Here is a 760-nt window from a genome sequence, read left to right on the forward strand (position 1 = left end):
TGATAATTGGGCATTGCTTGAGCAAATATCGCCGCATCGCCTTTATGATGAAACCCAGAAGATGTTTACTGGCGGCTATTTAGTACCATTGTTGCCGCTATTGTTTGAATCGGGTGCGATTGACAGCTTGGTTATCTATCCGCCATCTGAGCCAAGCGCTTTAGTCAAACAAGTCGCCATCAATACGGATAAACGCATTGCCGCGGGCAAAAGCATCAATCCCGCATTTTTCTATGCAGCTCTATTATGGGAAAACTACTTACATCAGCTAGAAAAAGCCAAAAAGCGTAACATGCCTTTTGCAGAAGCACAGATGTATGCGGCTGGTAAGGTTATTGATCGCCAACGTATTAAGACTGCGATTCCAAAGTTTGCTGAGCAATTTATCCGTGATATTTGGATATTGCAGCCAAAGCTTGCTGCTCCGCGCAACAAGCAAATCGTTCAGCTTTCTGAACATCCACGCTTTCGTGCTGGTTTTGACTTTTTGTTATTGCGTGAGCAGTGCGGGGATGCTGAGCATCCATTATCAGAGTCGACCAATGGTATGGGCGACTGGTGGCAGACTTATCAGACTCTATCTGAGCGTCAGCAGCAGCAAGCGATCGATGACTTTGATGAAAGTATTCGCCGCGGCGCTTACAAAAAATCTCAGCGTGGTCGCGGGCGCAATCGTCAAAAGTCAGCAGCAGATACCGCTGACAAATGGACGTCCAATCAAAAAAGCGTGTCGGACAGCAAGACTAATGGTAAAGCCAGT

1 pseudogene is annotated in these 760 nt (G+C 46.6%); it reads left to right on the forward strand.

Annotation, left to right across the window (positions count from 1 at the left end):
* Nucleotides 1-760: pseudogene (locus ACS8FD_RS19770) on the forward strand (polynucleotide adenylyltransferase PcnB); the annotation flags it as partial.

Source organism: Psychrobacter sp. 1U2, assembly GCF_051847575.1.